We start from the raw sequence: 6,981 nt of genomic DNA on the forward strand, positions 1-6,981 counted from the left end.
GGCGTGACAAGGACGGCGACATCAACCGGGAGAGATCGTACGAGCTGACGGTCATGTACCCGGTGCGCGAGGCCCGCGCCCGGAACGCCGACATCGAGTACATCCGCCGCGCCTACTGCACGATGTGGGAGCTGGAATCGGTCGGCCGGGAGGACGTCCGCTCCCAGGTCGACTTCTGACTGGCGGGGCCCCGGTCCGGTGCACCCGGACCGGGGCCCTTCCCCGTCGCCGCCCGGACCGCGCGGAGCGCCCCGCGCCGGGGGCTCGGATAGGGTGAATCGGTACGAATCAGGCCCCCTCGGGGTGAGGTCGGTGCATTGGACACGTACCAGTCGACGAGCAAGGTGCCCGACCCGCCGGCGGCGGCGGTCGGGTACGCGGGCGTACTGCGCGAACTGCTCCCGATCGCCCTGTGGCGGGAGGACGCGGACGGCCGCGTCGTGGAGTGGTCCCTGGCCGCCCAGGACCTGCTGGGCCACCGCCCCGAGGACATCCTCGGCCGCCCCGGCACCGCCGTGCTCGTCCCGGAAGCCAACCGCGAGCTCGCCGACGACCTGACCCGCCGGGTCCAGGCCGGCGAGACCGTCGTCGGCACCCTGCCCGTACGCCACCGCGACGGACACCGGGTGGCCATGGAGATGTGGATCGTCCCCGCCGCCGACCCCCAGGGCCGCACCGGCGCCATGCTCATCGCCGTCGAGACCTCCGAGGTCCTGCGCATGCGGGACTCCCTCGCCGCCCTCCAGAGCCTCTTCACCCAGTCCCCGATCGGCCTCGCCACCCTGGGCCCCGACCTGCGCTTCCTGCGCGTCAACGACGCCCTCGCCCGGATGAACGGCGTCCCCGCCGCCGAACACCTCGGCCGGCGCCTCAGCGAGGTCGTCCCCGGCGTCAACGCCACCGCCCTGGAGGACACGATGCGCCAGGTGCTCGAGCGGGGCACCGCCGTCGTCGACGTCCGCCGCACCGGCCGCACCCCCGCCGACCCCGACCACGACCGCACCTGGTCCTGCTCCTACGCCCCCCTCCTCGACGGCAGCGGCCGCGCCCTCGGCCTGATCGCCTCCCTCATCGACATCACCGAGGGCCAGCGGGCCCTCCTGGAGGCCGAACGGGCCCGGTCCCGCTTCGCCCTGCTCGCCGAGGCCGGCACCCGCATCGGGACCACCCTCGACCTGGGCCGCACCGCCCAGGAGATCGCCGACCTGCTCGTCCCGCAGCTCGCGGACTCCGCCGACGTACAGCTCCTCGAAGCCGTCCTGGACCCCGACGAGAGCGCCGTCGCCGCCGCCTCCACCCACGGGGTGCTGCGCAGGCTCGCCGCCACCTTCCCCGACCCCGCCGCCCCCACCTCCCGCCTCGCACCGGGCCAGACCTTCCAGATCCCCGCCGGAACCGTCTACGAGCGCGTCATCGCCGAGGGCGTGCCCATGAACCTGTACGTCTCCGACATCCCCGCACTGATCACCGACCCCCGCGCCGACGCCCTGCGCGACTACCTCGCCACCCTCGGATCGGCCCGCATGGTGCCCCTGGTCGCCCGCGGCAAGGTCCTCGGAGCCGTCGCCGTGACCCGGCTGCGCTCCCGCGAGCCCTTCGACGCGCAGGACTGCGTCCTCATCGACGAACTCGTCGCCCGGGCCGCCCTCAACATCGACAACGCCCGCATGTACACCAGCCAGCGCCAGGCCGCCCTCACCCTCCAGCGCAGCCTCACCAACAGCGCCCTCCCCGAGGTGCCCGGCCTGGAACTCACCGGCCGCTACCTGCCCGCCAGCGACCACGACGTCGGCGGCGACTGGTTCGACGTCATCCAGCTGCCCCGCGGCCGCACCGGCCTCGTCATCGGCGACGTCATGGGCCACGGCATCCACGCGGCCGCCGTCATGGGCCAGCTCCGCACGGCCGTACGCACCCTCGCCCGCCACGACGTACCGCCCGCGCAGATGCTCCGCTCCCTCGACGCCGTCGTGGCCGACCTCGGCGAGGACGAGATGGCGACCTGCGTCTACGCCGTCCACGACCCGGTGGCGGGCGGCTGCGTCGTCGCCCGCGCCGGGCACCCGCCGCCCGCCGTGGCCACCCCCGACGGACGGGTCGCCTTCCTCCAGGGGCCGCCCGGCACCCCGCTGGGCACCGGCGGGCGGGAGTTCCGCACCGAGGAGGTCCCGCTGCCGCCCGGGACCCTGCTCGCCCTGTACACCGACGGGCTGATCGAGTGCCGCCACCGGGACCTCGACGAGGGCATGGACCGCCTCGCCCGGGCCCTGCGCCGGGCGGACCGGCCGCTGGAGGAGCTCTGCGACGACGTCCTGGCCCGGCTGCTGCCCGAGGCCCCGCAGGACGACGTGGCCGTCCTGCTGGCCCGCACCTCCCGCACCTCCCGCACCTCCCCCACCTCCCGCACCCCGTGAGGGGGTGCCGGGCGGGCCTCACCAGGCCAGGTCCTCCAGGGAGTCCAGGTCCATCTCCAGCGGCACCTGGGCCTCGCCGCCCGACGGCGACAGCTCCGCCCAGATGACCTTGCCGCGCTCCGTGTAGCGGGTGCCCCACCGCTCGGCGTACTGGGCCACCAGGAACAGGCCCCGGCCGCCTTCGTCCGTCGTCGCCGCGTACCGCAGGTGCGGGGAGGTGCTGCTGCCGTCGGCGACCTCGCAGATCAGCGCCCGGTCGCGGAGCAGCCGGACCCGGATCGGCTCGTTGCCGTACCGGATGGCGTTGGTGATCAGCTCGCTGAGGATCAGCTCCGCCGTGAAGGAAGCTTCCTCCAGCCCCCAGTCCAGCAGCTGCGCGGCGGCCTCCCGCCGCACCCGGGAGACGGCCGCCGGATCGTCGGGCACCTCCCACTCCGCGATCCGGTCCGGCTCCAGCCGCCGGGTGTCCGCCACCAGCAGCGCGATGTCGTCGCCCGGCACCGGGAACAGCATCGCCGCCAGCACGTCCGAACAGGCCTGCTCGGGGCTGCGGCCCGGCCGCGACAGCGTCTCGCTCAGCAGCGCGAGCCCGCTGTCGAAGTCCCGGTGGCGGTCCTCCAGCAGCCCGTCCGTGAACAGCACCAGCCGGCTCCCCTCGGGCAGCACCAGCCGCGCCGTCTCGAAGGGCATGCCGCCCACCCCGAGCGGCAGCCCGGTGGGCAGCTCGGGGAACTCCACCCGCCCGTCCGGGTGCACCAGGGCGGGCCCGGGGTGCCCGGCGCTGGCCATCGTGCAGTGCCCGGACACCGGGTCGTAGACGGCGTACAGGCAGGTGGCGCCGGTGATCCCGGCCGGCGGCTCCTCCGCCTCCCCGGCCAGGCCCGGGCCGCCCCCGGCGCCCGCGCCGGACTCCCCGTCCTCCAGCTGGTCGATCCGGTCGGTCAGCTCGTCCAGGTGGCCCAGCAGCTCGTCCGGCGGCATGTCCAGGGTGGAGAAGTTGTGCACCGCCGTCCGCAGCCGGCCCATCGTCGCCGCCGCGTGCACCCCGTGCCCCACCACGTCGCCCACCACCAGGGCCACCCGGGTCCCCGGCAGCGGGATCACGTCGAACCAGTCCCCGCCCACCCCCGCCGTCGCCGGCAGGTAGCGGAACGCCGTGTCCACCGCGCTCAGCTCCGGCAGCACCCGGGGCAGCAGGCTCCGCTGCAGGGCAACGGCGGTGGCGTGCTCGCGGGTGAAACGGCGGGCGTTGTCGACGGACACCGCCGCCCGCGCCCCCAGCTCCTCCGCGAAGGACAGGTCCTCCTCGTCGAAGGCCTCGGGGGTGTCCGCCGCCCGCCAGAAGTTGGCCATGCCCAGCACCACGCCCCGGGCCTGGAGCGGTACGGAGATCAGCGAGTGGAACCCGTAGTCCAGGGCCTGTTTCGTCCCCGCCTCGTCCTGCGCCCGCCAGCCCATCGCCGCGTGCAGGTCGGCGGCCAGCACCGCGTGCCCGGCGGCCAGGGCCGTCGCCATCGGAGCCGTCGGCACGTCGAAGCGGATCACGTCACCGACCGGCTGGAGCGGCTGGTCGGAGCGCGTCCCGCTCATCGCCGCCCGGCGCATCCGGGTGTGCGCCCCCGCCGCGGGCGAGGGCTCGTCCCCGCGCAGCACCGGTTCCAGCAGCTCGACGGTGACGAAGTCCGCGAAGCGCGGCACCGCCACCTCCGACAACTCCTCGGCCGTCCGCACCACGTCCAGGGTGGTGCCGATCCGCACGCCCGCCTCGTAGAGCATCTGGAGCCGCTCCCGGGCCACCTCGGCGCGCCCGGACAGCGCCGCCAGCTCGGTCGTGTCGCGCAGGGTGGTGACACTGCCCGACGGCCGCCCGGCGAACGGCTCGGTGGGCCGTACGTTGACGGCGAGGAGCCGGTCGCCCGCCAGGTGGACCTCGTCCGTGGCGACCCGCCCCGACAGCAGCAGCTCGGTGGTGCGCGGGTCCAGGCCGAGGTCGCCGACGTACCGCTGTTCGGCGTCGGGCGGCAGGTCCAGCAACCGGCGGGCCTCGTCGTTGGCGAGCAGCAGCCGGTGGTCGGCCCCGACGATCAGCACGCCCTCGCGCACGGCGTGCAGCACCGCCTCGTGGTGCTCGTTCATCCGGGCCATCTCCACGGCGCCCAGGCCCCGGGTCTGGCGCCGCAGCCGGCGGCTGACCAGCGCGGCGCCGCCCGTGCCCAGCAGCAGGGCGCCCGCCGCCGCGCCGAGCAGCAGCGGGAGCTGGCCCTCCACGGCGTGGCCCACGTTCTCCACCTCGATGCCGGTGGAGACCAGCCCTACGACGGTGCCCCGCGCGTCCCGTACCGGGACCACGGCGCGGACGGCGTCACTGGGGTCGCCCCGGAACACCTCGGTGAAGGACTCCCCGGCGGCCGCGCGGGCGAGGTCCCCGGTGGCGCGCTGCCCGATCAGCTCGGGTCTGGAATCGGTGTAGCGGACCCCGTCGGTGGTCATGACGGCGACGAAGTCCACCCCCGAGCCGCGGCGGGCCCCCTCCGCCAGCGGCTGGAGGGCGGCCGTCGGATCGGCGGACGCCAGGACCGCGGGCAGGCCGGGGGCGTGCGCGAAGGCCTCGGCGGCGGCCAGCGAGCGGTCCCGGGCGCTCCGCTCGCTGTCGTAGCGGGCCTGGAACACCAGGGCCAGCGCGGCCGCGGTGATCAGCACCAGGACGATGACGGCGGTGACGGAGAAGACCTGTCCGGCGATGCTGTTCCGGGCCGCCCACAGGCGTGCGGGCAGGCTGGCGGGCCGCGTCTCCCTGTGCCGACCCGAACGTCCGGTCATGAGCCATTTCTAACACTGTCGCCGCCCGCGGGAGCGGTGGCCGCGGCCGCCCGGTACGCGCGCGGGCTCAGCCCGAAGGAGGCGCCGAAGTGCTGGCGGAAGGTGACCTCGCTGGCGAACCCGGCGCGCCGGGCCACCTCGGGCACCGGATGGTCGGTGCGCTCCAGGAGCTTGCGGGCCTCGTCCAGGCGGCGGCTCAGCAGCCATCTGTGCGGCGTGGTGCCGGTGGCCGAGGTGAAGTGGCGGGCGAACGAGCGCGGGGACATGCCCGCCCAGCGGGCCAGGGTCGCCACGTCCAGCGGCTCGTGCAGCCGGCGCAGCGCCTGCTGCCTCACGGCGGCCAGCGCCTCGGCGGTGCGGTCCGCCGCCGGGGTGGGCCGGTCCAGGTACTGGGCGTGGTCGCCGGTGCGGAAGGGGCCGGTCACCATAGAGCGGGCGATGGCGGCGGCGGCCTCCGCGCCGTGGGCCTCGCGGACCAGGTGCAGGCACAGGTCGATCCCGGAGGCCACCCCGGCCGAGGTCCACAGCCCGGAGTCCTCCACGAAGAGCGGGGCCTCCTCGACCAGCACCGCCGGGTAGCGGGCCGCCAGCTGCGGGGCCAGCCACCAGTGCGTCACCGCCCGGCGGCCGTCCAGCAGCCCGGCCTCGGCGAGGACGAACGCCCCGGCGCAGAGCGCGGCCACCGGCACCCCGCGGGCGTGCGCGGTACGAAGGGCGGCGAGGACGGGCTCGGGCGTCGGGTCGGCGGGTTCGGCCAGTGCCGGTACGACGATCAGGTCGGCCTGTCCGAGCCAGTCCAGGCCCCGGTCGGGCATCAGGGTCAGCCCGCCCGGCAAGGTGATCGGCCCCTCGTCCAGGGCGCAGCGGCGCAGCTCGAAGACGGGCACTCCGGTGCGGCTGCGGTCGGGGCCCCAGACCTCGGTGATGACGGCGAGGTCGAAGCTGCGGATCCCGGGCTGGGCGACGATGGCGACGCGCTGCATGGGGCCACTGTGCCAGAGCCCGGAAGGGCGGTACTGCCAGACTGGCAGGATCCCATCGGTTCGCGGCCCCGGGGCCCCTGGGGCGGGCGCGGCCGGGCGGACACGATGGAGCCATGACAGAGAACGCGATCGAGATCGCCGCCGACAGCGCCCTGCTCGTGATCGACGTCCAGAAGGGCTTCGACGACACCGCCTTCTGGGGGAAGCGCGACAACCCCGACGCCGAGGGGAACATCGCGGCCCTCATGGACGCCTGGCGGGAGGCCGGCCGCCCGGTGGTCCTGGTGCAGCACGCCTCGCTGCGGCCCGGCTCGGTACTGGCCCCGGCCCACCCCGGACACGCCTTCAAGGACTTCGTCGAGGACCGCCGCGGCCAGGAGGCCCTGCTGGTCACCAAGACCGTCAACTCGTCGTTCTACGGAACCCCGGACCTGGCCGAGTGGCTCACCCGCATCGGCATCCGCCAGCTGGTCGTGACCGGCATCCAGACCAACATGTGCGTCGAGACCACCGCCCGGATGGCGGGGAACCTCGGCTACGAGGTGCTGGTCCCGCTGGACGCCACCCACACCTTCGACCTCGCCGGCCCGGGCGGCCTGTCCCTGACCGCCGCCGAACTGGCCACTGCCACCGCGGTCAACCTCCAGGGCGGCGGCTTCGCCCGCATCGTGACCACGGCCGAACTGCTCGCCGCCGCCGCACCGGCCTGACCGCTGCGCGGGCGAGGTCCCCTACCCGCCCTTCGCCCGTTCCCAGGGGCTCCG

At 75.2% G+C, this 6,981-nt stretch carries 5 protein-coding genes; 3 read left to right on the forward strand and 2 right to left on the reverse strand.

Annotated features, from left to right (window positions below; all coding sequences use genetic code 11):
• Nucleotides 1–179, forward strand: a 179-nt coding sequence (locus SSNG_RS28840) for a DUF3574 domain-containing protein (RefSeq protein ID WP_042802167.1), incomplete at its 5' end; no start/stop codon positions are given.
• A 138-nt stretch (nt 180–317) separates the two neighbouring features.
• Nucleotides 318–2,414 carry a SpoIIE family protein phosphatase gene (locus SSNG_RS28845; RefSeq protein ID WP_007267462.1) on the forward strand — a complete coding sequence of 699 codons (2,097 nt, stop codon included), beginning with the start codon at nt 318–320 and terminating at the stop codon, nt 2,412–2,414.
• 18 nt (nt 2,415–2,432) lie between these two features.
• Here the strand turns inward: SSNG_RS28845 and SSNG_RS28850 are convergent, their stop codons facing one another.
• Both SSNG_RS28850 and SSNG_RS28855 read right to left on the reverse strand, forming a co-directional pair.
• Nucleotides 2,433–5,234 (reverse strand): SpoIIE family protein phosphatase, encoded by a 2,802-nt coding sequence (locus SSNG_RS28850; protein ID WP_007267463.1) that lies wholly within the window; start codon nt 5,232–5,234, stop codon nt 2,433–2,435.
• Entirely contained in the window at nt 5,231–6,217 is a 987-nt protein-coding gene (locus tag SSNG_RS28855; RefSeq protein WP_042802169.1) for a helix-turn-helix domain-containing protein, read from the reverse strand. The genes SSNG_RS28850 and SSNG_RS28855 overlap by 4 nt, the downstream gene beginning before the upstream one ends.
• A gap of 113 nt (nt 6,218–6,330) precedes the next feature.
• On the opposite strand from SSNG_RS28855, the gene SSNG_RS28860 reads away from it, so the two are divergent.
• Nucleotides 6,331–6,927 carry a cysteine hydrolase family protein gene (locus SSNG_RS28860; protein ID WP_007267465.1) on the forward strand — a complete coding sequence of 199 codons (597 nt, stop codon included), beginning with the start codon at nt 6,331–6,333 and terminating at the stop codon, nt 6,925–6,927.
• Nucleotides 6,928–6,981: the final 54 nt, after the last annotated feature.

This window comes from Streptomyces sp. C, from assembly GCF_000158895.1.
GTDB classification, from domain to species: domain Bacteria; phylum Actinomycetota; class Actinomycetes; order Streptomycetales; family Streptomycetaceae; genus Streptomyces; species Streptomyces racemochromogenes.

What these genes read in the sequence shown, in the direction of transcription:
- SSNG_RS28850 (WP_007267463.1), bottom strand. Translation starts at nt 5,234, where the DNA reads ATGACCGGACGTTCGGGTCGGCACAGGGAGACGCGGCCCGCCAGCCTG.
- SSNG_RS28855 (WP_042802169.1), bottom strand. Translation starts at nt 6,217, where the DNA reads ATGCAGCGCGTCGCCATCGTCGCCCAGCCCGGGATCCGCAGCTTCGAC.
- SSNG_RS28860 (WP_007267465.1), top strand. Translation starts at nt 6,331, where the DNA reads ATGACAGAGAACGCGATCGAGATCGCCGCCGACAGCGCCCTGCTCGTG.